Annotated in this window: 27 protein-coding genes; 16 read left to right on the forward strand and 11 right to left on the reverse strand. The window is 66.9% G+C overall.

Annotated features, from left to right (window positions below; all coding sequences use genetic code 11):
* Positions 1 to 18: 18 nt before the first annotated feature.
* Genes RQI43_RS17995 through RQI43_RS18015 form a run of 5 tightly spaced genes read left to right on the forward strand, consistent with a single transcriptional unit; the run spans position 19 to position 3258 of the window.
* Positions 19 to 1410, forward strand: a complete 1392-nt coding sequence (locus RQI43_RS17995) for a S41 family peptidase (RefSeq protein WP_405030654.1) — start codon at positions 19 to 21, stop codon at positions 1408 to 1410.
* Between the two features lie 49 nt (positions 1411 to 1459).
* Positions 1460 to 1807: a DUF1476 domain-containing protein gene (locus RQI43_RS18000; RefSeq protein WP_311276056.1), complete on the forward strand. Its 348-nt coding sequence runs from the start codon at positions 1460 to 1462 to the stop codon at positions 1805 to 1807.
* Between the two features lie 49 nt (positions 1808 to 1856).
* A complete protein-coding gene (locus tag RQI43_RS18005; protein WP_311276057.1) occupies positions 1857 to 2507 on the forward strand; it encodes a BON domain-containing protein in 651 nt (216 codons plus the stop codon).
* Positions 2508 to 2518: 11 nt separating this feature from the next.
* The gene (locus RQI43_RS18010) at positions 2519 to 2995 is read left to right on the forward strand and encodes a hypothetical protein (protein ID WP_405030655.1); all 477 of its coding nucleotides are present in this window, start codon (positions 2519 to 2521) and stop codon (positions 2993 to 2995) included.
* Complete coding sequence (locus RQI43_RS18015; protein WP_311276058.1) at positions 2992 to 3258, forward strand: hypothetical protein; 267 nt, start codon at positions 2992 to 2994, stop codon at positions 3256 to 3258. Before RQI43_RS18010 ends, RQI43_RS18015 begins: the two co-directional genes overlap by 4 nt.
* Positions 3259 to 3300: 42 nt before the next feature.
* On the opposite strand, the gene RQI43_RS18020 is transcribed toward RQI43_RS18015, so the two are convergent.
* The 3 genes from RQI43_RS18020 to RQI43_RS18030 are packed head-to-tail and all read right to left on the reverse strand — an operon-like array spanning position 3301 to position 7282.
* Positions 3301 to 3534 carry a polyhydroxyalkanoate synthesis regulator DNA-binding domain-containing protein gene (locus RQI43_RS18020; protein ID WP_311276059.1) on the reverse strand — a complete coding sequence of 78 codons (234 nt, stop codon included), beginning with the start codon at positions 3532 to 3534 and terminating at the stop codon, positions 3301 to 3303.
* Positions 3535 to 3557: 23 nt separating this feature from the next.
* Complete coding sequence (locus RQI43_RS18025) at positions 3558 to 4727, reverse strand: acetate/propionate family kinase (protein WP_311276060.1); 1170 nt, start codon at positions 4725 to 4727, stop codon at positions 3558 to 3560.
* Positions 4724 to 7282 (reverse strand): phosphoketolase family protein, encoded by a 2559-nt coding sequence (locus tag RQI43_RS18030; protein WP_311276061.1) that lies wholly within the window; start codon positions 7280 to 7282, stop codon positions 4724 to 4726. The genes RQI43_RS18025 and RQI43_RS18030 overlap by 4 nt, the downstream gene beginning before the upstream one ends.
* Before the next feature lie 139 nt (positions 7283 to 7421).
* Between RQI43_RS18030 and RQI43_RS18035 the strand changes: the two genes are divergently transcribed.
* From RQI43_RS18035 to RQI43_RS18075, 9 genes are all read left to right on the forward strand, one after another.
* Positions 7422 to 7817 (forward strand): hypothetical protein, encoded by a 396-nt coding sequence (locus tag RQI43_RS18035; RefSeq protein WP_311276062.1) that lies wholly within the window; start codon positions 7422 to 7424, stop codon positions 7815 to 7817.
* A gap of 111 nt (positions 7818 to 7928) precedes the next feature.
* A complete protein-coding gene (locus RQI43_RS18040; protein ID WP_311276063.1) occupies positions 7929 to 8924 on the forward strand; it encodes a zinc-dependent alcohol dehydrogenase family protein in 996 nt (331 codons plus the stop codon).
* Positions 8925 to 9037: 113 nt separating this feature from the next.
* Positions 9038 to 9238 (forward strand): hypothetical protein, encoded by a 201-nt coding sequence (locus RQI43_RS18045; protein WP_311276064.1) that lies wholly within the window; start codon positions 9038 to 9040, stop codon positions 9236 to 9238.
* Between the two features lie 30 nt (positions 9239 to 9268).
* Positions 9269 to 9916, forward strand: a complete 648-nt coding sequence (locus RQI43_RS18050; RefSeq protein WP_311276065.1) for a BON domain-containing protein — start codon at positions 9269 to 9271, stop codon at positions 9914 to 9916.
* Positions 9917 to 10375: 459 nt separating this feature from the next.
* On the forward strand, positions 10376 to 11191 hold the full coding sequence (locus RQI43_RS18055) for a universal stress protein (protein ID WP_311276066.1): 816 nt from the start codon (positions 10376 to 10378) through the stop codon (positions 11189 to 11191).
* 38 nt (positions 11192 to 11229) lie between these two features.
* On the forward strand, positions 11230 to 11532 hold the full coding sequence (locus RQI43_RS18060) for a cytochrome c (protein ID WP_311276112.1): 303 nt from the start codon (positions 11230 to 11232) through the stop codon (positions 11530 to 11532).
* A 19-nt stretch (positions 11533 to 11551) separates the two neighbouring features.
* Entirely contained in the window at positions 11552 to 12412 is an 861-nt protein-coding gene (locus RQI43_RS18065; protein ID WP_311276067.1) for a universal stress protein, read from the forward strand.
* Positions 12413 to 12605: 193 nt separating this feature from the next.
* Positions 12606 to 12860 (forward strand): hypothetical protein, encoded by a 255-nt coding sequence (locus RQI43_RS18070; RefSeq protein ID WP_311276068.1) that lies wholly within the window; start codon positions 12606 to 12608, stop codon positions 12858 to 12860.
* A gap of 33 nt (positions 12861 to 12893) precedes the next feature.
* Positions 12894 to 13172, forward strand: coding sequence for a hemerythrin domain-containing protein (locus RQI43_RS18075; RefSeq protein ID WP_405030656.1), 279 nt, complete (start codon positions 12894 to 12896; stop codon positions 13170 to 13172).
* Here RQI43_RS18075 and RQI43_RS18080 read toward each other — a convergent pair.
* On the reverse strand, positions 13157 to 14071 hold the full coding sequence (locus RQI43_RS18080; protein WP_311276069.1) for a LysR family transcriptional regulator: 915 nt from the start codon (positions 14069 to 14071) through the stop codon (positions 13157 to 13159). The genes RQI43_RS18075 and RQI43_RS18080 overlap by 16 nt on opposite strands.
* Before the next feature lie 166 nt (positions 14072 to 14237).
* On the opposite strand from RQI43_RS18080, the gene RQI43_RS18085 reads away from it, so the two are divergent.
* On the forward strand, positions 14238 to 14852 hold the full coding sequence (locus RQI43_RS18085; RefSeq protein ID WP_311276070.1) for an NAD(P)H-dependent oxidoreductase: 615 nt from the start codon (positions 14238 to 14240) through the stop codon (positions 14850 to 14852).
* Positions 14853 to 14992: 140 nt separating this feature from the next.
* Entirely contained in the window at positions 14993 to 16285 is a 1293-nt protein-coding gene (locus RQI43_RS18090; protein ID WP_311276071.1) for an FAD-dependent oxidoreductase, read from the forward strand.
* 164 nt (positions 16286 to 16449) lie between these two features.
* Here RQI43_RS18090 and RQI43_RS18095 read toward each other — a convergent pair whose 3' ends face one another.
* The 7 genes from RQI43_RS18095 to RQI43_RS18125 form a co-directional block, all read right to left on the reverse strand.
* Positions 16450 to 17298, reverse strand: coding sequence for a DJ-1/PfpI family protein (locus tag RQI43_RS18095; protein ID WP_311276072.1), 849 nt, complete (start codon positions 17296 to 17298; stop codon positions 16450 to 16452).
* Positions 17299 to 17307: 9 nt separating this feature from the next.
* Positions 17308 to 19461 (reverse strand): TonB-dependent siderophore receptor, encoded by a 2154-nt coding sequence (locus RQI43_RS18100; RefSeq protein ID WP_311276073.1) that lies wholly within the window; start codon positions 19459 to 19461, stop codon positions 17308 to 17310.
* 43 nt (positions 19462 to 19504) lie between these two features.
* Positions 19505 to 19870, reverse strand: coding sequence for a hypothetical protein (locus tag RQI43_RS18105; protein WP_311276074.1), 366 nt, complete (start codon positions 19868 to 19870; stop codon positions 19505 to 19507).
* Positions 19871 to 20086: 216 nt separating this feature from the next.
* On the reverse strand, positions 20087 to 20758 hold the full coding sequence (locus tag RQI43_RS18110) for an SCO family protein (protein ID WP_311276075.1): 672 nt from the start codon (positions 20756 to 20758) through the stop codon (positions 20087 to 20089).
* A gap of 144 nt (positions 20759 to 20902) precedes the next feature.
* On the reverse strand, positions 20903 to 21388 hold the full coding sequence (locus tag RQI43_RS18115; protein WP_311276076.1) for a copper chaperone PCu(A)C: 486 nt from the start codon (positions 21386 to 21388) through the stop codon (positions 20903 to 20905).
* A 66-nt stretch (positions 21389 to 21454) separates the two neighbouring features.
* On the reverse strand, positions 21455 to 22930 hold the full coding sequence (locus RQI43_RS18120; protein WP_311276077.1) for a PepSY domain-containing protein: 1476 nt from the start codon (positions 22928 to 22930) through the stop codon (positions 21455 to 21457).
* Between the two features lie 2 nt (positions 22931 to 22932).
* A complete protein-coding gene (locus RQI43_RS18125; protein WP_311276078.1) occupies positions 22933 to 25089 on the reverse strand; it encodes a TonB-dependent siderophore receptor in 2157 nt (718 codons plus the stop codon).
* Between the last annotated feature and the right edge of the window lie 648 nt (positions 25090 to 25737).

Raw genomic sequence — 25737 nt, forward strand, 5'->3', positions numbered from 1 at the left:
TATCCCCGAGGCCAGACCATGCCCGGCGCGAACGAAGCTCAAGGAACGCCACGGGGTCAACCTGCCCAGGTTCGGCACGGGCCTTGGTGGCTGGCCGGTCTCGCAGGCATTGCCGGCGCCATCCTGGCGTGCACGGCATCGCCAAGCGCCAAGCTATGGACCAGGGACCCCGCAAAAAGTCCTTACGAGGCGCTCGCCGTCTTCGGAGCCGCATTCCATGTCATCCGCGCGAAGGCAGCGGATGAGCGCAGCGACGGACAGCTCGTGGACGCGGCGATATCCGGGATGGTCGCATCGTTGGACCCGTACTCGGCGTACGCGACCGCGGCCGAGCTCGACGAGTCCAACGAAGAGGATACCGGGAGTTATGCCGGGATCGGCGTCACGGTCGAAGCGGGCGGGCGCGTCCGGTCCGCCTTGCCTGGGGCCCCGGCGGCACGGGCCGGCCTTACGCCTGGGTCTACCATCGAGAGGATCGACGGTAGCTCCACGCGCAATCTTGAACGCACCGAGATCGTCGAACTCCTGCGCGGTGAGCCTGGAGCAGCCGTGCGCCTGCGGGTCCGCCTTTCAGAGGAACGGGCTGCCACCGACGTCGCCCTGACACGGGAGTGGCTGCCCCTGCACCCGGTGCGAACGCGCGCACTAGGCACCGTGGGCTATGTCGGGCTCGACCACTTCGACGACTTCACCACCGGGAGGCTTCTGAAGGCTCTTGCGGCTCTCAGGGCTCACATCGGTCCAGATGCGATCACGGGTCTCGTCCTCGACCTGAGGGGAAATCCGGGCGGTCTCGTCGTACAGGCCGTGGCGGTCGCCGGAGCGTTCCTGGGGCGGGGAGAGATCGTGCGCCTGGTCGGGCGCCGCCCCGGGGACGTCGAGCGCTTCGCCCTCGACCGCGGCGGTCCGGACCTGGTCGACGGGCTTTCACTGGTCGTGCTCGTCGACGGCGATACCGCTTCCGCCGCCGAGATCGTGGCCGGCGCATTGCAGGACCATGGACGCGCGATGCTGGTCGGCACGCGCACCTACGGAAAGGGTGCTGTCCAGACGACGTATCTCCATCGCAGCGGACGGGGCCTGCGATTGACGACGGCCTGGGTCGTCACGCCGGCGGGCCGGAGGGTGCAAGGACGTGGCATCGAGCCCGACCTCGTGGTCGAGCAGGTTGGCGATGCCAGGACGCGGAATGACGATGCGATACTGGGCGGCCATCCCGAGCAGGACGCGACGTCTTTGCAGAACGGCATCGTGGAGGATGCCCGCATCGATCCGGCCGGCGATGCCCAGATGGCGGCCGCGCTCCGGCACCTCGGAGCCGTTTTCGAGAGCCCAACGGGACGCACCGGGAGCCGCCCGCTCGGCCTTGATCTGCCTCAAGGTGCGCGCGTCCCATCGGGCCAAGAGTGAGCGAGGCGTTTCGACGTGGTCCGACATGGACCTACAGGTGAGGCACCCCATGAGCACGACGTTCGACGAGCGCGAACGGGCCTTCGAAAGCCGCTTCGCGCAAGAGGAGGAACTCCGCTTCAAGGCGCGTGCCCGCCGCAATCGCCTTCTGGCGACCTGGGCGGTCGAGCGGATGCAGCTGACCGGGGACGCTGCCTCCGGCTACGTCACGTCTTTCACCGAAGAAGCCGTCGTCGCCAGCGACGAAGCCCTGCTCGCCCGCCTTGAGGCGGACTTCCGGGCCTGCGGTATCGACGAGCCTCTCCCAAGCCTGCGCAGGGAATTGGAGCGCTGCATCGCTCTCGTTCGCGCCGAAGGGCGCGTCGGTCTTGCGCTGGATCAAGGCTCCTCCGCTTGAGGCACTCCATCCTCGTCCGGCCTTCACGAATGCAAACGGGACAGACGCCATGACCGACAAGGACCTTCGTCGCGACGTGCTCGACGAGCTCGACTTCGACCCCAGCCTTGACGCGGCCGAGATCGGCGTCGCGGTCTCGGATGGCGTCGTTACCCTGACGGGGCATGTCGGCAGTTATGCCGAGAAGGTCGAGGCCGAGCGCGCTGTGAAGCGGGTCAAGGGCGTGCGCGCCATCGCCCAGGAGATCCAGGTGCGCCTTCCCAACGCCAAGGCCATCGAGGACGACCAGATCGCGGCGCGAGCCCTGGCCATCATAGACTGGTCAGTCCATCTCCCCAAGGATGCGATCCAGGTAAAGGTCGCAAGGGGCTGGGTCACGCTCACCGGTGCGGTGCCCTGGCAGTACCAGGCGATGGACGCCGAGGCGGCGGTCCGCAAGCTGTCCGGCGTGGCCGGCGTCTCGAACCTCATCGAGGTTAGGCCGGAGGTGCGACCGACCGCCGTCAAGGAGAAGATCCTGGAGGCGTTCCGGCGGAACGCCCTGTTCGAGGCGGACGCGATCAAGGTCAGCGTCGAAGGCGACCAGGTCACGCTCGAAGGAGCCGTGACGGTCGGCGTCGAACGGGATACCGCCGAGCGGGCGGCCTGGTCCGTGCCAGGCGTTCGGACCGTCGTGGACCACATCGTCGCCCTGCGCTGAGGAGACATGACATGACCCATGGGACACAGGAACCCGCCCACTCAATGGAGCGGCGCGGCACGCCTTCTGGAAAGCATGCCCTGCCAGCCATGCTGCATCGGGTGACCCTGACGTTGGCGAGGTGCCCAGAGTACCCGGACGGCAGCGTGGGCCGCGGCTACGAGATGGTCGCGCCGCTCGGGCCTGATGGCCACCTCGATGCCGGCCTCTGGCGCGAGACCCGCGACACGTGCCGCGTGCGCCGCTTCTGGGCTGGGGAGCGCGACCGTGACGGTCGCCTCGTCCACCGAGCCGGCGGGGATGGCGGTGCGACCTGGCTGATCGACTACGAGGATTGGACGAACGATGACGACGAGCCGGGCTATCACCTCGGTACGCACGCCTTCGTTCCGGGAGAATACGTCTCGATCCGCGACGCCGACGACGGGGTCTACCGCACGTTCATGGTCACCCGTGTCGTCCCCGCAAGTGCGGGATGTCGGACATGACTCCGATGGCCTTGCCTTTCTCCCCGATGGGTCCGCGGTCCGATCTCGACCTGGCAGAGGCTGCGTGGCTGGTCGTATGGCGTACCCTGTGGCTGGACCTGCCGCTCGCCTGGGCCAGCGAGGTGGACCGGTTTCTGTTCCGATGGATCGAGCCGGCGGACACTGAGATGGACACTGCCGGTCTTGACGCGAAAGGGGGACAGCACACGGTGACGAAGGCTGTCGCCCTGAACCTCGGATGCGACCCATCGGAACCAACGTGAGCGACAACGCGGGACCAGTCCGGTCTGCGTTCCGCTCGGCTCTCACTGAAGATCAGGCGGAACGACCTCGTCGGTCACGTCCTGACCCGTGTCGACTTCGCGCACGCTGACTCTGACGCCCCGTCGGATCAGCCGATGCAAGTCCTCTGGCGCCAGGTAGGCTCGGGTCTCGGGGTCGTAGAGCCTGCATCCGCCATACCGTCTGAGGTGCCGAATGGGCGAGGACTTCTTGTTGGGCATCATCTCGAATGCGCGGCGCCTGCCGTCTCCAACCATACGTTAGATCTTATCTGTAATAATTAAATTGTAGGCTTTGAACGCGCAATAGCCGTGTCCCTGGTCGCCTCGCGGTCGCGGCACTCGTGGATCAAGCCTCCGGTTAGGCAGGCAATCTCACGCTCCTCGTCCGAGGGGACGATGAGGACCTGCACGGTGGAGGATCGGTCGCCGATAACTGCCTCATCGCGGGTGTTCGCGTCTGCGTCGACGGTGATGCCAGCGAACGCCAGTCCACGGCAGACGGCGGCGCGGATCCGGGCGGCGTGCTCGCCGATCCCCCCTGTGAACACAAGGGTGTCGAGGCCGCCGAGCGCCGCGATCAGCGAGCCCGCCTCGCGCACGATCCGGTAGGCGAACAGGTCGAGCGCCTCCCGCGCCTGCGGATTACCGCTGGCCTCCAGCACCCGCACGTCGTCGCTGATCCCCGAGACGCCGAGGAGGCCCGACCGCTCGTTGAGGATCGTTGCCACCGCATCGGGCGACAGGCCGCGCTCGCGGATTAGATGCAGGATGAGACCCGGATCGACGGACCCGCTGCGGGTCCCCATCATCAGGCCGTCGAGGGTGGTGAAGCCCATCGTCGTGGCGACGCTCGACCCATCCCGGATTGCGCACAGACTCGCCCCGTGCCCGAGATGGGCGGCGAGCACCCGGCCCCGAGGACAGACCCGGGCAACGTGTGCATAGGAGAGGCCGTGGAAGCCGAAGCGGACGAAGCCCTCGTCGATGAGGGGCCGCGGAAGGGGGTAGAGCTGGGCGAGCCGGTCCTGGGTGCGGTGGAAGGCGGTGTCGAAACAGGCGACCTGAGGCAGGTCGGGCCAGGTTTCCGTCACCGTTCGTATGCATGCCAAGGCCTGGGGCTGATGGGCCGGCGCAAGGGGGATCAAGGTCTCCAGTTCGGCAACGACCTCGGCATCGAGGCCCAGCGGCGCGGCGTAGCGCATGCCGCCATGGACAATGCGGTGGCCTGCCGCGGTCGGCGCGGCGGGCAGCCGTCCGAGCAGCCATCGGGCGACCTTTGCATGGTCCCCAACGGGTGGCGGCGTGTCATCCTGGGCAATGCCATCGACCGCGAGCATCGGCTCGTTTCCGATGTCGGCGACGTGCGCTCGCCAGTCCGGCCCGTCCGCACCTGGCTGGAACAGGGCGCAACGCAAGCTGGAGGACCCTGCATTGAGGACCAGGATCATCGCTGATGGTCCGCCTCGGGAAGCCGAACACCGGTCTCGAACGCGTCCTGGTCAATCTCGCGTGCACCTGTCGAGCCGCACTGCATGACATCCGCCTCGATGCGGCGGTCGGGGTGCGCGTGCGCATGGCTCTCGGGCCAGACCCAGTCCCGGACGGCCGGCAGATCGTCGCCGGTCCGGCAGACGTGTTCGCGATGGGTCGCCAACGCCTCCCGGAGGGCCTCCTGGGCGTGCTCCCCCCGGGCCTCCAGCCGCGGTGCGGCCCGCAGGGCGGCCTGCGCGAGATGGAAGCGGTCGAGCCTGTTCAGGACGCACATGTCGAAGGGCGTGGTCGTCGTACCTTCCTCGATGAAGCCATGGACGTGGAAGTTCGCGTGGTTCGTCCGCTTGTAGGTCAGTCGATGGATGAGCCAGGGATAGCCGTGGTAGGCAAACACCACCGGCCGGTCGCGGGTGAACAAGCCGTCGAAGGTCGGATCGTCGAGTCCGTGCGGATGCATCTCGCGCGAAGCCAGGGTCATCAGGTCGACGACGTTGACGACCCGGACACGCAGGTCGGGGACATGCCGGTGCAGCCAGTCCACGGCCGCCAGGGTCTCCAGGGTCGGCACGTCCCCGGCGCAGGCCATCACCACGTCGGGTTCGGCCTCCCCCTCGTTCGTGGCCCAGTCCCAGATGGAGGCACCGGCCGCGCAGTGCTTGGCCGCATCCTCCAGGCTAAGCCATTGCAGGGCCGGCTGCTTGCCGGCCACCACCACGTTGATGCGGTCGTAGGTGCGCAGGCAGTGGTCCATGACGCACAGGAGGCTGTTCGCGTCCGGCGGCAGGTAGATGCGCGCCGTGTCCCCGCGCTTGTTCGCCACGAAGTCGATGAAGCCGGGGTCCTGGTGGCTGAAGCCGTTGTGGTCCTGGCGCCAGACATGGGACGACAGCAGGATGTTGAGGGAGGGGACCGGCCGGCGCCAGGGCAGGTCGCGTGACGACTTCAGCCACTTGGCGTGCTGGTTCACCATCGAATCGACCACGTGCGCGAAGGCCTCGTAGGTCGCGAACAAACCGTGCCGGCCGGTGAGGACATAGCCTTCGAGCCAGCCCTCGCAGAGATGCTCGCTCAGGATTTCCATGACGCGGCCGTCGCGTCCGAGGTGGTCGTCCCCCGGCAGGATCGGCTCCTGCCAAGCCCGGCTCGTCACGTCGAACACCGCGTCGAGGCGGTTCGAGGCGGTCTCGTCGGGACCCATGATGCGAAAGTTGCGGGCCTCAGCGTTGAGGGTCAGGACCTCTCGCAGGTAGATACCAAGCGCACGGGTCGCCTCGGCCCGGGATCGGCCAGGCTCGGGCACCGCGACGGCGAGGCGGCGCAGGTCCGGAAGGCGCAGGGGAGCGGTCGCATGGGCATTGGCGTGCGGGTTTGCCGAGATGCGCCGGCGGCCCTTCGGCGGCAGCGCCGCGAGGCCGGCCGCAAGCGAGCCGTCCTGTGCGAACAGTTCCTCGGGACGATAGGACCTCATCCAGGCTTCCAGGATGGCGCGATGTTCCGCGTTGTCCCGAGTGGCTGCCACGGGGACTTGGTGCGCGCGCCAGGTGCCCTCGACGGGCTTCCCATCGACGGTCCCGGGTCCGGTCCAACCCTTCGGGCTTCGCAGCACGATCATAGGCCATCGCGGCCGCTCGACCTTACCGCGGCGGGCGGCCTTCCTGATCTCCGCGATGGCGTCGAAGGCCGCGTCGAGGGCCGTCGCCATGGCCTGATGCATCGCGGCGGGCTCGTGGCCCTCGACGAAGGCCGGCTCGTAGCCGTAGCCGACGAGAAGGCTGCGTAGCTCCTCTCGCGGCATGCGAGCGAGGATGGTCGGGTTGGCGATCTTGTAGCCGTTGAGGTGCAGGATCGGCAGGACGGTCCCGTCATGGCGCGGGTCGAGGAACTTGTTCGAATGCCAGGAGGCGGCCAGCGGCCCGGTCTCGGCCTCGCCGTCGCCGACAATGCAGGCGACCGTCAGGCCTGGGTTGTCGAGGGCCGCCCCGAAGGCGTGCGCCAGCGAATAGCCGAGTTCGCCGCCCTCTTGGATGGAGCCTGGCAGCTCCGGGGAGGCGTGGCTCGGAATCCCCCCGGGGAAGGAGAACTGGCGGAACAGGCGGGCCATCCCGTCGAGGTCCCGCGCCACGTCCGGATAGATCTCGCTGTAGGTGCCCTCCAGGTAGGCGTTGGCGACCAGGCCCGGGGCACCGTGACCCGGCCCCCACACCGCGAGCATGTCGAGGTCCCGCTGGCGAATGACGCGATTGAGATGCGCGTAGATGAAGTTGAGGCCAGGCGTGGTGCCCCAATGGCCGAGAAGCCGCGGCTTGACGTGCTCGGGCCTGAGGGGCTCGCGCAACAGCGGGTTGTCCATCAGGTAGATCTGCCCGACCGACAGGTAGTTCGCGGCGCGCCAGTAGGCGTTGATGTCCCGCAATTGGTCCGGGCCGAGAGGGCCTGGCACGAAGGGTTCACCGGGTGGGAACCGGTTGCCTTCGATGGCGGCGTCCACGCCTCCTGTGAGCGACTCATCCATGTCAGGGTCCCGGGCTGCGGTGATTTCCCGGACATGATGCGTTCCGCCGAACGTCCCGCCTTGCGCTGGATCAACGCCGCTCCAACCAGTCCGAGGCAGCCTGCGACGTCGTTCCAGGCGCAAAGGGATACCGACCTTGATGCCGGCTACCGCCCTTCTCCCCCTCATCGTCTGGCTGAGCGTCGCGCTTCAGGCACAGGCGCAGTCCCGTGCGCCCGCACTGGTCTTTCACGGCAACTACTGCGGCCTGGGCAACAACGCCCCTCTCCCTCCCATCGACGCCCTCGATGCAGCGTGCGCTCGGCACGACGCCTGCACCCCCGTCGCCGGCCTCCCACCGGCGCTCTGCAATCTGCGCCTGCAGCGAGAGGCGGATCGCGTCTCGCGTGATCCGAGGATGCCGGACGACTTACGTGCGTTGGCTGGCCTGATCGCCGCCGGTGCCACCCTGCTTCCCTTCGATCCGAGGTCTTCAGCCGTCGTGGAAACCTTGTCGCCGCCTCCGAAGCCGCGCGGCCGTCGAATTACCGGCTGACTTCCGACGGAAGCTTTTCCACCCCGGCAATCATCGGATGCGCCGTTTGATCGCCTCGCGACATCACCTTCCGGAACGTCCGCAACACGCTTGGCTGCCGGGGAGGGCGCCATGATCGCGATGGTCTTGCGGGAGGCCGGAGGATTCCTTGCCTCCGAGTGTCGCCCGGCCCCGGAACCGGGTCCTGGCGAGGTCCGCATCCGGGTCGAGGCCTGCGCTGTCTGCCGCACCGACCTCCACCTCATCGACGGAGAACTGCCTCAGGCGACGTATCCTGTCGTGCCCGGCCACGAGGTCGTCGGCATCGTCGAGGCGCTCGGCCCGGATGTCACCGAGCCGAGAGTAGGCAACCGGGTCGGCGTGCCATGGCTCGGCCATACATGCGGCCATTGCTCCTACTGCGAGACCGGACGCGAGAACCTGTGCGACGCCCCCGGCTTCACGGGGTGCACGCGCGACGGTGGCTTCGCGACCCATATCCTGGCCGAGGCGGCCTTCACCATACCACTGGGTTCCCATCTCGACCCGGTCGCGACGGCACCACTGCTTTGCGCCGGATTGATTGGGTGGCGAACCTTACGGATGGCCGGCGAGGCCGGACGCGTTGGGCTGTACGGCTTCGGAGCGGCGGCCCACATCGTCGCCCAGGTCTGCCGCTGGCAGGGGCGGCGCGTTTTTGCCTTGACCCGCCCGGGCGACCGCGAGACCCAGACCTTCGCCCGCTCGGTCGGGGCGGCATGGGCCGGTGGGACGGATGAGCCGCTACCGGAGCTACTGGACGCAGCCCTCATCTTCGCGCCGGACGGGGGCCTCGTACCGACGGCCCTGAAGGCCGTGCGCAAGGGTGGCCGGGTCGTCTGTGGCGGCATCCACATGAGCGACATCCCGGCCTTTCCATACGACCTACTTTGGGGCGAGCGCGCCGTGCTGTCGGTGGCGAACCTGACCCGCGAGGACGCCCGCAGCTTCTTCGCGCTCGTCCCGCAGGCGGGCATCGTCACTCACACGCGTACGTACCCGCTGGAGCGAGCCAACGAGGCGGTCGCGGATCATCGGTCCGGAGCCTTTCGAGGCGCGGCCGTGCTTGTGCCTGAGCCTCTCACCTGACGCCCGATGACGTGAAGCCCGCAGGCTCCGAAGGTGAAGGCCTTGATCCATCTCAAGGCCGTCCTGGATCCGACCGTCATCATGGCTCCCGTAATCCAGAACGGGAGCCGGCAATGACCCTGGTCATGAGATCCACTTACATCCGGTCGGTCCAGCATGCCCGAATGCCGGTCACGCTTCGGGCGCACAATACGGATGCGCCCTCGGTCGTTTCGGACGGCTACCGTTACCGGAGCATCGGCAGCCTGCAGGCCTTGGGCCTCGCGATCCTGGCCTCCATGGTCACGCCGGCACTGCTGTGGCTGGTGCTTTGAGGTCCCGCGTAGGACCGAACGGAGAGGGCCATGGATGACAGGACCTTGCGCCAGCACGTGCTGGAGGAATTGGACTTCGATCCGAAGGTGGACGCAGCCCATATCGGCGTGGCCGTTCGCGACCGCATCGTGACGTTGTCCGGCCACGTCGCCACCTATGCCGAGAAGATCGCCGCCGAGAGGATCGCGCAGCGGGTCCGTGGGGTCAGGGCCGTCGTCGAGGAGATCGAGGTCCGCTACCCCGCCAACGAGAAGACCGGCGACGAAGAACTTGCCGCCCGCGTCGTGAAGGTCCTGGCCTGGAACGTCCAGGTCCCGGACGAGGCCATCAAGGTCAAGGTCGAGGATGGCTGCGTCACCCTCGATGGCTGCGTGTCCTGGTACTACCAGCGGGCGGCGGCGCAATCCGCGGTGGCAAAGCTCGCGGGCGTCCGCGAGGTGCTGAACCTTCTCGCGGTCAAGCCGCCGGTGCGGTCGGCCGACGTGAAGGCGAAAGTGGTCGCGGCCTTGAAGCGGACGGCGCGGGACCCCGACGGCATCACGGTGCGCGTGGAGGGCGACACGGTGATCCTCGACGGATGCGTCGACTTGTGGCGTGAGCGGGAGCTCGCCGAGCGTGCAGCTTGGTCGACCCCGGGCGTCCATGCCGTGGAGGACCGCCTGACGCTGGCCTGGTAGGCGACCACCCCAAAGATCGACCGATGGCGGGGGACACCCTGCGCCGCCGAGGATTCCTGACGGTCATGGGGGAGACGCGGAGTGGTTGCCAAGGATCATGGATGCTGGGTCCCGAGGCGCAAGCCCGGACGCCTCGTGCCGCGCTGGATCGGTGCGAAGCTGTCGAGGCGGAGGAAGGAAGCCAACGAATGGCGACACCGGGGCACGCAGACGGCGGGGCCGATGGACATCGAGGCTCTCCGCCGGGTCGTTCAATCGGTTGTCGTGAGCGGGTTCGGCCCTGGTCCGATGTCCCTTCAGGCGCGCCTTCGCCAATAGCCTTCTTCGTCGAGGAGGCATGTCGGCAGGGCCGGCGCACGCGGCAACCGGGTCTCCCTTGAGATGGATCAAGGTCTGAGCGGCAAGCACCGGTCAGGGTGGCTCCATCAGGCCGGTACGCCCGGCCCAGCGGAGGCGGGCATGAAGATCTCGAACGTGATGGTATCCCTCGATCTCGGGGCCGCGGCTGCGGACCGGGTCCAGCTCGCCGCAGGCATTGCCGAGCGGTTCGAGGCAAATCTGACCGGCGTCGCCGCGCGTCAGGTTCCAGGCCTCCTCGCCGTCAACGACGTCCGCGAGGCCGAGCGCATCTACGAGATCGAGGACCGCCGCGCGAACGAGCAGCTCGCCGAGGCGAAGGCCTTGTTCGAGCGCGAGGCCGACCGAGGGCCCCGGACGTCCTGGCGTGCCGCATTGGCCGAACCGACGGCCTACCTGATCGAACAGGCTCGCGCCGCCGATTTGGTGGTCGTCGGGCGCCACGGACCGGCCGACGGTGACCCCGGCCTGATGGCGGTCTCGGCCGGTGCGCTCCTGATGGAGGTCGGCCGCCCCGTTCTGGTCGTGCCACCAGGCATCGAGCGCCTTTCTGCGAAGCGGGTCGTCGTGGCCTGGAAGGATACGCGTGAGGCGCGTCGTGCGGTCCACGACGCCTTGCCGTTCCTGACCAGAGCGGAAGCGGTCCATGTCGTGGTGGTGGGACCGGGCGCGCACGGGGAGGGCTCCGAGGACGTGGCCGCCTACCTGTCGAGCCACTGCGTCAGCGTGACAACCCATCTGCTGCCAAACCCGGAGGTCGCCGCCGCCGAGGAGATCCTGCGGTTCGCGCAACGCGAGCAAGCCGACCTCGTCGTCATGGGTGCCTACGGGCATACCCGGCTACGCGAATGGATCTTCGGCGGGGCAACTCGCGACATCCTGCAGACCATGTCCCTCTGCTGCCTGATGAGCCACTGATGCGCTACCTCTTCCGCCCAGGCCGGCGCGTGACGGTAATGGTCGCGCTCCTCTGGCTCTCCCCGGTGGGTCCCGCCTCCGCCTGGGACCGCAAGGTGAAGCAAGGCGAGACCATCGCCCGGTCGAACTGCGCACGCTGCCACGCCATCGGGCGCCTCGGATCGAGCCCGCTGCACGTGGCCCCGCCTTTCCGAGAGCTCCATGCCCGCTACCCTGTCGAAGACCTGGCCGAATCCCTGGCCGAGGGCATCACGACCGGCCACCCGACCATGCCCGAGTTCAGGCTCGAACCGGACGAGGCGGACGCCCTGATCGCCTACCTCAAGTCGCTTGAGCGCTGAGCCGACCCGGAGATTCCCGATGTTCCTGCGCTGCCCCCTCGTCCCGACCGCCCCCGGCATCGATCCGACGCGCCGCATGGATGCGGCGCTGCGTCTGAGCCGGCGCCTGCACGCCCACATTGGCGTGAGCTTCATGGCGCCTGGGCCGGAGCATGTGCTGGCCAACACGGCGAGCTTGGTACCCGTCGATTGCGCGACCATCACGGCTATCGAGCAGGGCGTGCGCGAGGCCGCGGACGCCGGAAAGGCCGCGATGCAGGCCTGGTGCGCGCAGCGGAAGGTGGCGTTCATGCCTTCGGGTGAGCGGCTCGACGCCACCTTCGTGACCTGGGACGAGCTCTCGGGAGAGGTCGAACCGCTTCTGACGCGCGTCGGGCGCGTCAACGACATGGTCATCGTGGACCGGCCCGATCCCGCGCGACCCTTTACGGGGCGCGCGCTCGACACCGCCCTCTTCTCCATCGGGCGACCGACACTGATGGTCACCGAACCGGTAACGTATGATCCCTTGTACCACGTGGTGATCGCCTGGAACGGCAGCCTGGAGGCGACGCGCCTGATCGGACAATCCATCACCCTTCTGCGGGAGGCCGAGCGGGTCACCGTGCTTCATGCGAGAACGGAGCGGTTCGAGGAGGCAGGAGCAACGGACCTGTGCGGTTATCTTCGCCGGCACGGGATCGTGGCGGATGCGATCGCCTTGCCGGTGAAGGAGGGCATTTCAGTCGGCGCCGCCATCCTTGCGGAGGCTGAGGCCCGGGATGCTTCCATGCTCGCGATGGGTGCCTACACCCATAGCCGCGTGCGCGAGTTCCTGCTCGGGGGCGTCACCCGCTACGTCATCGAGAACGCCAGACTGCCGGTCCTAATGGCTCACTGACGCGTGTGCTGCCACTCCGTCCTGACCGTCATCTTGCGACCCAACCACGCCATAGCGAGGTATTTGGCCTTCGCCTGAAAGCAGACGTTTGCCGCGCAGTTTGCTTAACTCCGGCGTGGTCCATCGTCGGCACAAGCCGGTCCGCTTTACGAACGTGATGTTTTGGTTTCTTCCAGCCACGGCGGTCGAAGCCATGACCGACGGTGCCCTCGACCGGATTCCGTTCCTCGACGATGCCACCCGCCCGAAGGCACCGGTCATTCCCGGAGTGACCCTGGCTCAGCGTGCGAAGGGACGGCGTCTCAGCCTCTATCACCGCCACCACCTGGAGGAACTTGCCGCCGTTCGATACGCGCTGGACCGACTCCTGGCAGGGACCGGCGCCGTCGAGGCCGTCTCTCACCGCATGGCTTCCCTGTCGATGATCGAGAACTACCGTACCTTCTGAAACCTGTGCGGGAGTCAGTGCCAGCTACTTCAGTTGCACCACGACATTGAGGAGGGCAGCCTCTACCCACGGCTGAGGCAGAACGTGGGCCTACGCCCCGTCCTCGACCGCCTCGGTGCGGAGCACCGGACCGTGCATGCCCTGCTCGAACGCATCCGGGAAACCTCGAATGTCATCGCATCGGACCCGACCCGGGAGCGCATCCTCGCGCTCGACGAGATCTACGAAGTCTTCGAGCGGATCGTCGTCTCTCACTTCGGATACGAGGAACGCGAACTCGAAGAGGCCATCGGGTTCTATGACGCTCTTTGAGTGTGCTCGAAGCGTGCCTGCAGGTCTTCTAGGAGCCATCGGCCCGCGCGACCAAGCGGCCTGTCTCGCATCTGTGCAGCATACACCGTCAGGGGACCGTTCAAGCGTGCCGGATCGTCATCGATGCTCAATTCGACGAGCCGTCCTTCACTGAGGAGCGGCCCCACGAGATGCTCGGGCATCCGGCACCAGCCCAATCCGGCCAGGAGGAAGTCGAGGCGACGCCCGAGGTCGACGAAGCGCCAGACCCTCGTGCCGATGACGCCGTGGGAAGGTCCTTCCGGTGCCGACGGGTCGGAGAGGACCATTTGAACATGTTCCTCAAGATCCCCACGCGTTGCAGCGCGTCCGAGATGCGCGAGGGGATGGTCCGGTGCCACGACCGGCAGGAGCCGCGCGCCTAACAGGGGTAAGGCCCTCACGTCGTCGGGGACCGACGGGAGCAGGATGCAGAAGGCCAGCGCTGCATCGCCACGGCGCAACCGTCTCTCGGCTCCGCCGAGGCCCTCCGTCGAGAAGCTGACCGCCAGATTCGGGAAGGCGTCCCGGAGTGCGCGCAGGCTCTCGATGAGCGGGGCGGTTGGCACCAGTGGGTCAATTGCCACGGCGAGTTCCGGTTCGACCCCCTCGCGCGTGACAGCGGCCATCGCCTCGAAGCGTCCCGCGCCCATGAGGACGAGGCGCGCCTGCCCGACGAGGACGTTGCCGATCTCCGTCAGGCGCGGACGATGCGCAGAGCGGTCGAACAGCGTCACTCCCTGAGCGGCTTCGAGAACCGCCACGGTCTGGCTGATCGCGGATTGCGCGCGCCGCAGCCGCCGACCCGCGGCGGAGAAGCTGCCGGTCTCGGCTATGGTCACGAGGACGCGAAGCTGGTCGAGCGTGAGGCTGCCGATCATCCATCACCTGAGCCGATGGAAAACATCACTGTTTGATCGCTTCCGTCTAGGAGGTCTAGCCCCCAATCTGAGGTCCGAGCACCGAGCCGACCATACAGTCCATCCGACCAGGGTCCGCACCGGCCGCCCATAACCAACCCGACAACGCCGAACCAAAGGACGTCTCATGCCTCGCCTCCTCGTCGTCGAGACCAGCCCCCGTGGCGACCACTCGATCTCGCGCGCGCTCACAGGCCGGTTTGTGGACCGATGGAGCGCGGCGCACCCAGGGGGCGAGGTCGTCGAACGCGATCTGATGCGGACCGACCTACCGTTCGTGAATGCACCCTGGCTCCAGGCCTACTTCACCCCTCCCGAGCGACACTCCGAGGAAATGCGGGAGGTGCTCCGACTATCGGATGAACTCGCAGCCGAGTTGCTGGCGGCCGACCACATCGTGATCGCCACACCGGTCTACAACTACAACGTCCCGGCGGCGCTGAAGGCCTGGGTCGACCACGTCGTTCGCAAGGGACTTACTCTCGGGCATGACGGCAAAGGGCTTGTCGTCGGCAAGAAGGCGACCGTGCTCCTCGCCTCGGGAGGCGTCTACACGCAAGGCTCGCCGATCCAGGACCGGGACATCGCGACTCAATACCTGCGCATGATCCTTGGGGTCATCGGCATCACGGACGTCAGCGTCATCGCGGCGGGTGGGGCGAAGGCCGTCGACCTGGGCGATGTCGGGCGGGATGTGTTCCTCGACAGGCTTCAGGCCGAGATCGAGGCCAAGGCCGCCTGATCCAGACGGTTCCCCGCGCACTCCGGCCCGACTGATTGTTGTATCTTTGTCTATCCAGGCGCCCAACGTATCCGACGAAGGCGGTGTCCTTCGGCCGCACGAGCCTTGGAAGCCGTATCGGCCGTCCTCAACTTAAATTCATGGGCAGCGCATTCGACGTCATCATCGTTGGTGGAGGGGCCGCCGGCGTCGGTGCTGCCCGACGGCTGGCGGCACACGGCAAGACTGCGTTGCTGCTGGAGGCGTCGTCGCGTCTCGGGGGGCGCGCATACACACAGGACCTCATAGGCTATCCGCTCGACCTCGGCTGCGAGTGGCTGCACTCGGGCGACCGCAATGCGTGGGTCGGAATCGCGGAGGCAGCGGGCTTTCGAGTGGACCGAGGCGAGCCACCATGGGCGAAGGCGCATCCCGGCATCGCCCGGGACGAGGACGGCCAAGAGGCGGCGCAGCAGGCATACGGCGAATGGGAGGAGCGACTGCGCATAGTCGCCGCGAACGGCGACCGGGCGAGCGATGCCCTCGACGCCGGTGGCCCCTGGGACGCCTACGTGCGGGCTATCGCTGGCTTCATGAGCGGCGTCGAGCCTGAGGCGATCTCCGCCACCGACTACCTGGCCTACGACGATGCCTCGACGGGCCGGAACTGGCATCTGCCGCTCGGCTACGGCACGCTGGTCGCGGCCAGCCTTCCTTCCTCGACGACGCTACGCTTGGCCACCCCCGCCGAGCGGATCGACCTGACGGCGGACGGCGTCGCCGTCACCACGCGCGCCGGCACCGTCCGCGCCGGGGCCGCCATCATAACGGTCTCGACCGCGGTGCTAGCCAGCGACACGATCCGCCTGCCTTCGGGGGTCGACCCCTGGCGCGAGGCTGCCGCCGCCCTGCCGCTGGGGCGCAACGAGAAGGTCTTCCTGGAGATCGGGCGCGACGCCGCGTTCGAGCCGGACACGCACGCCTATGGCAACCTGCACGACCCGAGATCTGCCTCCTACTCCATCCGGCCCAACGGCTGGCCTATCATTGAGGCGTTCCTCGGGGGCGATGGTGCCCGCATCTTGGAGGAGGAGGGCCCGGCCGCCGGCTTCGCCCACGTGTCGGCCGAGTTGGTCGCCTTGTTCGGCAGCGACGTGGCCTCGGTGCTCCGACCGCTGGCGGCGACGTCCTGGAGCCGGATAGCCTCTATCGGCGGCGCCTATAGTTGCGCCTTGCCCGGGCAGTCCCACGCGCGGACGCGCTTAGCTCAGCCGTTCGAGGACCGGCTCTTCTTCGCAGGCGAGGCGACGCACCCCTTCGACTTCACCACCGCCCACGGGGCCCACGACAGCGGGGTAAGGGCCGCCGACGAGGCTATGGCGACGCTCCGGGACAGGTACGGTCGCGGGTGGCAAGCCGCACTGGCTTCAGCAGGCGCGCGCGCGGCCCGGTAGCGACCTTAACCGGTTGTGCGGCGCCCTGGTCACATGCAGACGTTCCGCTTGCGACCCAACCTTGCCATATAGGCTGGTTGGCGAGGTGCTCGGAATCGGACATACATCACGACCTGCCTTGGAATCAGCTTCCAAGCAGCGACTCTTACAAAAGCTTTCATCCTTCAACGAGGTCCGCTGTTGGCCGCCAGTGCCTCGGCGGCCTGTTTGAAGCTGGCGACCATTTTCACCATCGGCTCCCTTACCTCCGGTGGTGCGGTCTTCAATGAGCCTGCCTTGAAGGGCGGATCGGGGTCGTACTCGCTCATGAGTTGGCAGCATTCGGCATAGGTCCGGCCACGCATTTCCGCGACCATGGTGAGGCCGAAGTCCAAACCGGCGGTCACGCCCGCGCCGGTGATCCGGTTGCGGTCTCGAACGACGCGGGCCTCTGTCGGGATCGCTCCGAACCCGGCCAGCGCGTCCCGGCAGGACCAGTGGGAGGTAGCCCTGTAGCCCTTGAGCAGTCCGGCCGCTCCGAGGACCAGCGAGCCGGAGCACACGCTGGTGACATACGTCGCCCGGCTGCCCCGGTCCGCCATGAAGGCGATGGTCGCAGGGTCGGTGGCGGCGTTGATCGTGCCATCCGTGCCACCGGGCGCGAATAACACGGTGAGGTCGCGCGGGCAGGTCTCGAAAGTGGCGTCCGGCGTGATGGTAACCCCGGCATCGCTGGTCACCGGATCGAGAGACTTGGCGACGAGATGGATCTTGGCTCCCATCATCGCGGCGAACATGCTCTGGGGACCGATGAGGTCCATGACCGTCATGCCGGGGTACATCAGCATCGCGATCCGCTCGTCGCCCATCCAGCGCACCTTGGGATCGTAACCGGCCATCTCGTCTTCGTGGCCGGTCTGGGGTGGAGGGACGGCCCCGTCCGGGCCATCCTCCGCATAGGCGGGGGAACGCAGGAACGGGATGCCGGCGAACGCGGCGGCGGCGAGGCGGGTGAAGTCGCGACGGTCGAACATGAAGCCCTCTCAGAACCGGACCGAAGCGGTCGCGTAGATGGATCGACGGTTGGACGGGCGCACCCGGCCATCAAGGAACAGGTACGGCTCGAAGTAGAGCGCATCGGCCAGGTTCTTGCCGACGAGGGAGTAGGTCCAGCCGTCGACCGTGTAGGACGCCTTGGCATCGAGCGTCATGAAAGCCGGGGTGGAATAGGCATTGTCGAGCGTGATCGCCTGCCGTGAGGCGGCGTAGAGACCCGCGCCGAGCGAGACCCCACGAAGCGTGCCATCCAGGAACTTGTAGTTGGCCCATAGCCGCCCGGAATCGGACGGCACCGCCATCAATCGCGAACCGATGGCATAGGTGTTGTCCTTGGTGACCGTCGCATCGATGTGGGCGTAGCTGCCGAGGATCTGCCAGTTCGGCGTAGGCTGCCAGACCAGGTCGAGCTCGACCCCGCGCGAGCGCTGCTCACCGACCTGCACCTGCCGGAACGGGTTATTCGGGTCGGCCGTCGCCACGTTCTGGCGGGCGAGCTCGAAGGCCGCGAGCGTTCCCGACAGCCCGGAGGCGAACGCGACCTTCAGGCCGCCCTCGATCTGCTGGGAGGTCTCGGGCTTGAAGGCCTCCGTCGAGAGGAACGGCACCACGCGCATGCCCTCGCTGTAGTCCGCGAACAGCGAGACGACGTTGCCGGCCCCATCCTTGTATACGTCGACGATGGCACCGGCCTTCGGCAGCGGCCGGACCTCCCGAAGGCTGGACCGGGTCCCCGTCAGCCTGTCCAGCCCGTCGAGTTCGACGTAGGCGCCGCGCACGCCGGCGAGCAGGTGGATGCGCTCCCACAGGGTCGTCTGGAGCTGCAGCGACAGCCCGGCATTGACGTAGGCGTTATCGGGCGTCAGTGCGCGGGAGGTCGGCTCGACATAGGCCGGGAAGACCGGGGCGTTGAAGTCCACTGGACCGAACAGCTCGAAGTTGCTGACGAACTCCCGGTCCTTGACCCGGTCGAAGTCGGCCGACAGCAGCAGGACGTTGCGAGTCGGTCCCAGGTCGAAGTTCGCCTTCAGGTTCGGGTTGATCGAGACCTCGGAAATGTTCCCGCGCACGAGGGCGTTGGACATGAGGAAACTCGACGGCGGCGCGTCGGGCGCGTTGCCGAGAACGAACTGATCCGGCTGGTTGACCAGTGAGCGGCTGAACCGGAAATTCGTGAAGGTCGACCACACGTCGCTGAACGCGTGTTCGAAGCGAGCCGTGATGCCGTAGAACTCGGAGGACGTATCCGGAACCGAGGTCGAGCTCGGGAACAGGGAACGGCGGATGGAGAAGGCGGATGTGTCGACTGTCCCGACCGCAGGCAGGCCCGTGTAGTCGGGTTGGGTACGGCGCGAGTAAAAGCCTTGCAGGGTCAGCGACGTGCCTGCGTTGTTGGTGAAGGTCACGGTCGGGTTGATGGCGAGGCTGCGGGTCTCAACGAAGTCGACCGAGGGTACGTCGCGCTGGAACTGGCCCGTCATGCGGAACAGCACGGTCCCGTCCGCCGTCAGCGGTCTATTGATGTCGAAGTACGGGCTGACGAAGCCACGGCTGCCGCCGGTGATGCCGATCTCGGTGAAGGTCGCGAACACCGGAAGCTTGGAGACGACATTGACGATGCCGCCGATGGGCGCCGAGCCCCCGGCGTAGAGGATGCCGGTCGGTCCTTTCAGGACCTCGATGCGCTCGACGTTGTTCAGGAGGTCGCGGGCGCCGGGCTGGAAGAAGGTCGATAGGCCGTCGATGTAGGTCTCGGCCGGGAAGCCGCGCACGAGCGTATAGAACTGATTGAACGCCAGGGCGTTCGGGCCCGTGACGCCCGATACGTTCTGGAGCGTCTCCGAGACGGTGAGGTTCTGCTGGTCCTGGATCAACTCGCGGGTGATGACCTGGACCGATTGCGGCGTCTCCTGGATAGGGGTGCCGGTCTTCGTGGCCGAGACCGAGGTCACGGCGCGATAGCCCTGGACGGGACCGGCCGTGGTTTGGCGTATGCCGGGCCCGGTCGACGACCCGCCTGCCTCCACGGTGAGTTCCGGCAGGGTGATGCCGTTGCCGGCGGGTTGGGCGAAGGCGGAGGTGGTGGCGAGCACCGTCAGGAATAGGGCAGCAAAAAGCTCGCCCCGGGGGATACGAAACATGGCATGGGCCTGCGGTCTGAAGGATCGGGAAAGCGGCGATCAATCAGGCGGCAGGAGGGGCACGGGCGCTTGCGCTGATCCCGGGCGGCGCACGGGGATAAGCCGTGACTTCGAACCGCCAGACGATGGCGTCGGCCTTCCGGACGGGCCAGGTGATTTGGGCCGAGGTAGCGGGTGGGATGGCAGGCGCGCCCAGCACGTGCGCCACCAGGCAGCAATCGAGGTGCTTATGCGGCACGGGCGACTTGGACGGCTCCCCGTCGCTCCCCATCGCTTGCGCGCAGATGATGTGGGTCGGACCACCCGAGGCGGCGAAGCTCGCGCCGCCGAGGAATGCCTGGAGCGCAAGCGCATAGAGCGCGGCCATGACGATGACCGCGCGACAGGCCGCCCACCCTGGCAGTCGCATGCGCATGGAGTTTCGTACGGTCAAGCTCGCGAACCCGTCAACGAAGTTGATGCCGCATGGCGTGGACCACAGGTCATTATGGCGAAATACCTGTCCGGCTTGAGCGCCATAAGAAGATGACGACAGATCCGCATCTCGTTCCGGGTCACCCGACCCGGGATCCTTGGCAAGCCTTGGTTGGCCGGGATGCGCTAATCATTCTAGAAACCGTAGCGATTACCGTAAGCGTTGGGTCTCGGTGACTCCGATTGAAGCCGTCGGAGGCTCTTGGCTCAGGACCCGACGAATTTCCGCCACCCCGCGGTCGAACTTATTGTCCAGGTCGAGGGGCACAACGAACCGACCCTTCGCGTCCATGAGGTAGACGGATGCAGTATGGTCGAAGGTGTAATCCCCGGAACCCGTCGGCACCTTTTGGACGAAGGCCCTGTAGGAACGCTCGACCTGCTCGATCTCGGCGACCGACCCCGTCAATCCGGTGATCCTGTCGCTGAAGGAGGTCAGGTACTCGCGCATCGACGCAACGGTATCGCGTTCCGGATCGATGGTGACGAAGTAGCCGTCGATGGACCGGCCCTCGGCCTGCAACATATCGATCAGGCTGGTCATCTCGGCGAGCGTGGTGGGGCAGGTGCTCGGGCACCGCGTGAAGCCGAAGGTCAGGAGGAAGGGCTTGCCCAGGAGAGTGGATGAATCGAGCGTCCCGCCCGCGGACGATTGCAGGCGGAACGGCCCCCCGATGCGGGATGGCGCCGCGCTCCTTGTCCCGGGGTCCGACAGGATCGACCAGACGATGCCGAGGAAACCAACAAGCCCAAGGGCCGCGACCATCCCCAGGACGATGGCCTTCCGTCTGCCGGAGAGTACGTGGTGGTCATCGTTGGCCATGCAGCGAGTTGTCCCTGTCTGGGTTCGTGACAGCCATATTGGATGGAAAATCACGAACCGGGTCGCATTGATGAACCGGCCTTTCCGGGCACGAGGTTGCCCGGAGTCTAGGAGACTGAGCCTGGTGCGGGCGGGACCCCGGGCTCAGTGGTGGTCGTGGCCGCCCTCGGGCCCCTTGGCCGCAATCGCCTCGACCTTGAACTCGACCTCGACCCTGCCAGCCTTCTCGAACTCCAGACTGCCCTTCAACATCTCGCCCTTCTTGAGCTGGCCCTTCAGGTCGAGGAACATCAGGTGGTAGCCGCCGGGCTTCAGGCTGACGGTCTCATTCGGCTTGATGACGAGTCCGCCATCGACGGGGGCCATCTTCATCACGCTGCCTTCCATCGACATCCTGTGAACCTCGACGCGCCCGGCCCCCACGAGGGTTCCACCAACAAGCTTGTCCGCTTCCGAACCGGTGTTCTCTACGGTGAGATAGCCACCGCCGACGCTTGCCCCATTCGGCGTGGCACGAGTCCAAGGATGGCCGATCTTCAGGGCACCGGCTTTGTAGTCATGTGCGAGTGCAGTGCTCGCGGCAGAGATGGCGGCGGCCGATACGCAGAGGATCGTGATGATCTTGGACATGATGGGTTCTCCGAATCGTAGGGGGGGGTGGACGAGAAAAATTCCGATCATGGTCGGGTCTCCTGATCATGTCGGCGTCGAAACGCGACGACGCAGGGTCGCCCGGAGCCGACGCCAACCGATGACGATGCCGGACAGGGCGATGGCCAGGCCGCCGGCCGAGAGGGCGAGCAGCACCAGATCCCAGGCCGGCCTGTACCGGACGAGGAACACGAAATCGAAGCTGTGCAACGCGTTGAACAGCCACCGATAGATCCGGTTCGAGCGGTCGATCCGGTTCAGGATCTCGCCGGTCGCGGGATGGATGTGAAACCATGTCGCCGCCGGGTCAGAGAACTGAATGCGTAACACCGGAAGTTTCCGCTCCTGGTGATGGCTGTACCAGTAGACATCATCGTCGGTGAGACGCTCGATCTGCGGAGGTGGGCTGGTGGGGATCAGGCGCGCCGCAGCGCGGGCTATCCGCTCCGGACTTGGGGCCGACATGGGATCGCAGCACGTCTTCTCGGTATTCCAAGGGCAAGCGAGGATGACGTGTCCCTGGCCGTCGATGCGCGTGAAGCGGGCTTCCGTCGCCCCGGAACAGACGTCGGCGAGGGCCCGCAGATCGAAGTTCGTCGGCGTCTCGGGAATGCCCTGATATCGCTCCAGTTCGGCCCGTTCCGGCTCACGCGGCGAGAACCACCGGTTCGGGTTCATTGAGATCCAGCCACTGAAAATGAACGTGAAGAGCGTGACGCCGGCGACGAGGCCTCCGAGATGATGCCAAGCCATCCACCCCCGATAGGGCGTCCTTGCCCCCTTGGCGTAGCGCCGGCGCAGGCGGACCCGCATCACGCCGACGACGAAGCCCATAAGGGCACCGACGACCGATATGCCGGAGAGCCAGAGCACGACGTCGCGCCACAGCTCGACCTGTGACCGGAGCGGCGTGAAGTAGATCCAGTGCGGCACCGCGCCGAACCAGTTCCAGAACCGTTCGTGCCGGCTCGTATCTAGGGCGATCTCGCCTGTCGCGGCCGAGACGTAGAGCTGCGTGTCGGCCGCGTCGCCGAGGGCAATGCGGTGGAAAGGCCTCAACGGGTCGAAGCGTTGCGGCACGGTCCACTGGTCGCGCGTGACGAGGCCGAGGTCCGAGACCGTGACGGCGACCGGGTGGTGCCGCGCGACCGCCAGCGCCTGCCCGGCCGACACGGTGCCGAGCACCTCCCCGGTAACGGCCGAGACCGTGCGACGGGGGCCGCTCCACGGGGTGACGCGATAGACCGGCGCGGCGTCGAACATCGTAAGATCGAGACGCCGCACAGCACTGCGATCGAGACCGGCCAGCGCCACGGCGGCATCGGGCTCCAGGGAGACACGATCCCACACAATGGGTACCTGCGCCGCGCGCCGCTCCGCATCCGTAAGACGCGGGAAGCCGACATACATCATCACGATGCCGGAGAGGAACCAGACCGCGAACAGCAGGCAGGTCACGATGCCGAGCCAGCGGTGGCCAAGATACAGCCAGCGCCGCAGGCGTTTTCCAAAGGCGACCATCCTCAGAACGCCACGTTGTAGACGAGTTCGACCGAACGGGGCCGGCCGAGCAGCACGGAGGTCGCGTTGCCGCCGCGCGCGGCAGCGTAGACCTCATCGGTCAGGTTGTAGAGCCGAAGCGAGAGGCGGGAGTTCGGTTCTGGCCTGTAGTCCAGGCTGGTGTTCAGCAGCGTGTAGTCTGGACGACGGACCGCGTTGGCGAAGTCGCTGACCATCGCGCCCACCTGTTGCACGCCGACCCGCGCCTCCCAGCGTGGGGCAAACGCCCAGGAGACCCAAAGGTTGGCGATCCGTTCGGGTACGTCGATGGGCTGGTTGCCCGCATAGGACACGACCTGCCCGGCCACCGTCTGGCGGAAGTCGTCGTACTGGGCATGCAGCAGCGCGACATTGGCATCGACGCGCCAGTTCTCCAACGGAGCGAAGGAGAGAGCGGCCTCGACGCCCTGCGAGGACTGGCTGCCGACCTGCACGCCGACACCGGGTTGGCCCGGGACGGCACTGACCAGGTTGTCCTTGACGATGCGGTAGCCAGCGAGCGTCCATTCGGCCGTGCCCTCCCAGAACAGGCCCTTGGCCCCGATCTCCACCTGCCGACCCGTCGACAACCTGAAGTCTTTCTGGGCGACCGTGAGCGAGACGAAGTTGCCCACGGGATCGACCGCGGTCGCGTACTGGGCATAGAGCGAAATGTCGGGAACAGGGTTGTAGACGAGACCCGCCCTCCAGCTCAGGGCCTCGAAATCCTTGCGGAAGGCGGTCCCGTTACGCAGGTCGTCGCGACGGATGCTCGGAACGTCGTAACGCAGGCCAGTGATCAGCGAGACCTGCTCGGTGAGCACCAGCCGATTCTCAGCGAAAAGCGCGTACTGGTCGGTGACGGTCTCATATCCCGGCGTGGTTCCGGCGGCGTTGATGAAACGTCCCGGTACAAAGGCGAAGGGGTCAACGGTATCCGTTCCGCCGTAGGGTTGGTTATTGGTGTGCCGATAGCGGATGCGATTGACCTCGGCGCCCACCACCGACTGGCTGGCTAGGCCGAACACCTCCCCGCGCAGGATTGCGTCGAGACGGTTGCCGAGTTGCTCCTGGTCATGGCGGATGTCGGCGAACAGCGAGCGCTGAACACGCCCAGTCGACGGTAGGAACGCGGAGCCCTCGGCGTTCCGATAGAGTCGGTCGCTCGTCATCCGGTAGGCGATGTTGCGGAAAGTAAGGTCGGGGCTCGGGCTCCACTCGGCCTTCAGGACGGTCCAATTGTCCCGCCAGCGGATGTCGCTGTCGGCCACGTTGAAGTTCGTGTCCCGAAGGGCGCGCGGCACGCGTCCGTTGACGAGGGGGGACCCCCAGTACCGCTCCGGTGAGTTGTCGCCGTAGTCGTTCGAGAGTGTCACCGAAAGGTCGGCGCTCGGCCTGTAGAGCAGCGAGCCCGAGATCGCGAAGTTGGAGAAGTCGCCGTTCGGCCGGAGCCAACCTTCCCCTGCGTTGCGGCTTATGTCCAGGCGGTAGGCGAGTACGTCGTTGATGGGGCCGCCTGAGCCGACGGCGATGCGCCTGGTGTAGTCCGAGCCGAAGCCGACCTGCGCCTCGTTGACCTGCGTGAAGGTGGGGCGCTTCGGGACGACGTTGATCACGCCGCCCACCGCGCCTTCGCCGTAGAGCACGGAGGCCGGCCCGCGCAGGACTTCGATACGCTCGACGTTCCAGGTGTCGAACGGGAAGGTCTGGGTGCTCGTGTAGAGACGGACCCCATCGTACAGCCGCATCACCGAGTTGGTGCCGACGAAGCCTCGCGACGAGAAGGCCGAGTTGCCGGACCCAGGCGAGGCGGTACTGGCGATGCCGACGCCGTTCTGGGTCACCGCCTCGTTGACCGTGAACTGCCCCCGGGTCCGCACCGTCTCGCCAGAGATGATGTCGACGCTGGCAGGCGTTTGCAGGGGAGTGAGACCGAGTCGGCTTGCCGAGCGGCTCGGCGTCGCAAGGTTGAGCCCCCTGGCGGCGGGCGCACCAGTCGCCGTGACCTCCAGCATATCGAGATTGACCGCGTCTTGCGCAGCCGAGAGTGCGGCCCGACCGGATTGGGCCTCCGCGACGTCGAGGGCGAGGAAAGGGGAAGTCGCGACGACCATGCTGGTCGCGACGGAACGGAAGGACATGATAGCTCCTGCGCCCGGTGCGATCCTTGATGGATCTTCACCATGAGCGGCTCTGATCGACGGGCGGGAGGCGCGCGGCCGCTTACGCGCGACCGCGACGCCGGGCTCGATGCAGGGGGGGGGGGGGAGGATCTGTCTCGGATGTGAAACAGCCGCCGGCCGACCGGTCGCCGAAAGGGCGAACGGGTCAGGCGGCGGCCGGAGGCGCGCGGGGATTAGCGGACTCGTTGGACCGGGTCGGAGGTCCGTGGAACCGTACTGTCAGCCACCGGCGCTCGCGCGCGAGCGAGGGAACGCCGACGGGGACCACGTCGTCGAGTCGGAATGCCAGGGCGTGATGTGCCATCCGACAGGCGACGGAGCAGCAGGCTTCGTGCTCGGTCGGGTCGTCGTGGTTATCCCCGGGAAGCATCTGTCCCGTGCAGATCACACCGAGGGACTGAAGGCTCATTCGCGTGACGGCGACGCCTCCCAGGACGCCTTGCAACGCGACCGCGTACATCAAGAGCACGCCAAAGGCGGCCCTCCATGTCCGTGTCCGTTGCATCCGGCGTTCCATAGCAAGGTTCCTTTCCCACCTTCGGAATGGCTGTCAATGGCCAAGGTGGTCCATGCGGGGATGGCTACACTCGGAGCACGGGTCCAGCG

The sequence above is a fragment of the Methylobacterium sp. WCS2018Hpa-22 genome, assembly GCF_031843785.1.
In the GTDB taxonomy this organism is placed as follows: domain Bacteria; phylum Pseudomonadota; class Alphaproteobacteria; order Rhizobiales; family Beijerinckiaceae; genus Methylobacterium.

Bases quoted from the DNA above. Each gene is read 5' to 3' on its own strand.
- RQI43_RS17995 (WP_405030654.1), top strand. From the start codon at position 19: ATGCCCGGCGCGAACGAAGCTCAAGGAACGCCACGGGGTCAACCTGCC.
- RQI43_RS18000 (WP_311276056.1), top strand. From the start codon at position 1,460: ATGAGCACGACGTTCGACGAGCGCGAACGGGCCTTCGAAAGCCGCTTC.
- RQI43_RS18005 (WP_311276057.1), top strand. From the start codon at position 1,857: ATGACCGACAAGGACCTTCGTCGCGACGTGCTCGACGAGCTCGACTTC.
- RQI43_RS18010 (WP_405030655.1), top strand. From the start codon at position 2,519: ATGACCCATGGGACACAGGAACCCGCCCACTCAATGGAGCGGCGCGGC.
- RQI43_RS18015 (WP_311276058.1), top strand. From the start codon at position 2,992: ATGACTCCGATGGCCTTGCCTTTCTCCCCGATGGGTCCGCGGTCCGAT.
- RQI43_RS18020 (WP_311276059.1), bottom strand. From the start codon at position 3,534: ATGGTTGGAGACGGCAGGCGCCGCGCATTCGAGATGATGCCCAACAAG.
- RQI43_RS18025 (WP_311276060.1), bottom strand. From the start codon at position 4,727: ATGATCCTGGTCCTCAATGCAGGGTCCTCCAGCTTGCGTTGCGCCCTG.
- RQI43_RS18030 (WP_311276061.1), bottom strand. From the start codon at position 7,282: ATGGATGAGTCGCTCACAGGAGGCGTGGACGCCGCCATCGAAGGCAAC.
- RQI43_RS18035 (WP_311276062.1), top strand. From the start codon at position 7,422: ATGCCGGCTACCGCCCTTCTCCCCCTCATCGTCTGGCTGAGCGTCGCG.
- RQI43_RS18040 (WP_311276063.1), top strand. From the start codon at position 7,929: ATGATCGCGATGGTCTTGCGGGAGGCCGGAGGATTCCTTGCCTCCGAG.
- RQI43_RS18045 (WP_311276064.1), top strand. From the start codon at position 9,038: ATGACCCTGGTCATGAGATCCACTTACATCCGGTCGGTCCAGCATGCC.
- RQI43_RS18050 (WP_311276065.1), top strand. From the start codon at position 9,269: ATGGATGACAGGACCTTGCGCCAGCACGTGCTGGAGGAATTGGACTTC.
- RQI43_RS18055 (WP_311276066.1), top strand. From the start codon at position 10,376: ATGAAGATCTCGAACGTGATGGTATCCCTCGATCTCGGGGCCGCGGCT.
- RQI43_RS18060 (WP_311276112.1), top strand. From the start codon at position 11,230: ATGGTCGCGCTCCTCTGGCTCTCCCCGGTGGGTCCCGCCTCCGCCTGG.
- RQI43_RS18065 (WP_311276067.1), top strand. From the start codon at position 11,552: ATGTTCCTGCGCTGCCCCCTCGTCCCGACCGCCCCCGGCATCGATCCG.
- RQI43_RS18070 (WP_311276068.1), top strand. From the start codon at position 12,606: ATGACCGACGGTGCCCTCGACCGGATTCCGTTCCTCGACGATGCCACC.
- RQI43_RS18080 (WP_311276069.1), bottom strand. From the start codon at position 14,071: ATGATCGGCAGCCTCACGCTCGACCAGCTTCGCGTCCTCGTGACCATA.
- RQI43_RS18085 (WP_311276070.1), top strand. From the start codon at position 14,238: ATGCCTCGCCTCCTCGTCGTCGAGACCAGCCCCCGTGGCGACCACTCG.
- RQI43_RS18090 (WP_311276071.1), top strand. From the start codon at position 14,993: ATGGGCAGCGCATTCGACGTCATCATCGTTGGTGGAGGGGCCGCCGGC.
- RQI43_RS18095 (WP_311276072.1), bottom strand. From the start codon at position 17,298: ATGTTCGACCGTCGCGACTTCACCCGCCTCGCCGCCGCCGCGTTCGCC.
- RQI43_RS18100 (WP_311276073.1), bottom strand. From the start codon at position 19,461: ATGTTTCGTATCCCCCGGGGCGAGCTTTTTGCTGCCCTATTCCTGACG.
- RQI43_RS18105 (WP_311276074.1), bottom strand. From the start codon at position 19,870: ATGCGACTGCCAGGGTGGGCGGCCTGTCGCGCGGTCATCGTCATGGCC.
- RQI43_RS18110 (WP_311276075.1), bottom strand. From the start codon at position 20,758: ATGGCCAACGATGACCACCACGTACTCTCCGGCAGACGGAAGGCCATC.
- RQI43_RS18115 (WP_311276076.1), bottom strand. From the start codon at position 21,388: ATGTCCAAGATCATCACGATCCTCTGCGTATCGGCCGCCGCCATCTCT.
- RQI43_RS18120 (WP_311276077.1), bottom strand. From the start codon at position 22,930: ATGGTCGCCTTTGGAAAACGCCTGCGGCGCTGGCTGTATCTTGGCCAC.
- RQI43_RS18125 (WP_311276078.1), bottom strand. From the start codon at position 25,089: ATGTCCTTCCGTTCCGTCGCGACCAGCATGGTCGTCGCGACTTCCCCT.